Origin of the sequence: Brevibacterium sp. HMSC063G07 (assembly GCF_001810665.1) — a bacterium.
Classification (GTDB): domain Bacteria; phylum Actinomycetota; class Actinomycetes; order Actinomycetales; family Brevibacteriaceae; genus Brevibacterium.
Window position 1 is genome coordinate 1 of record NZ_KV802318.1, and the last position, 227, is coordinate 227.

1 protein-coding gene is annotated in these 227 nt (G+C 54.2%); it reads left to right on the top strand.

What is annotated here, in order from left to right; all coding sequences use genetic code 11:
• On the top strand, positions 1-227 hold a 227-nt coding region (locus HMPREF2757_RS11815), incomplete at both ends, for a hypothetical protein (RefSeq protein WP_176745859.1).

A 227-nucleotide genomic window follows, 5' to 3' on the forward strand; every position in this document is an offset into this window, starting at 1 on the left:
GAAGGGCAAGTCTTCTGAGAAGTCTGGTCAGAAGGATGCTGCTAAGGCTGCGAAGCCGGATGAGCATTATCCGGAGCTTGCCAAAAAGCTGTTTAAGAAGGGCGAGGGACGCTATGAGATTCCTGCCCCGAAGCCTGGTGGTAAGTCTGCCGGGAAGGTTCCGGCTGGTTTAGAGGCTTACTACAGTCAGAAGATCGACTGGTCTGCCAAGAACTGTGAAGCCCTCG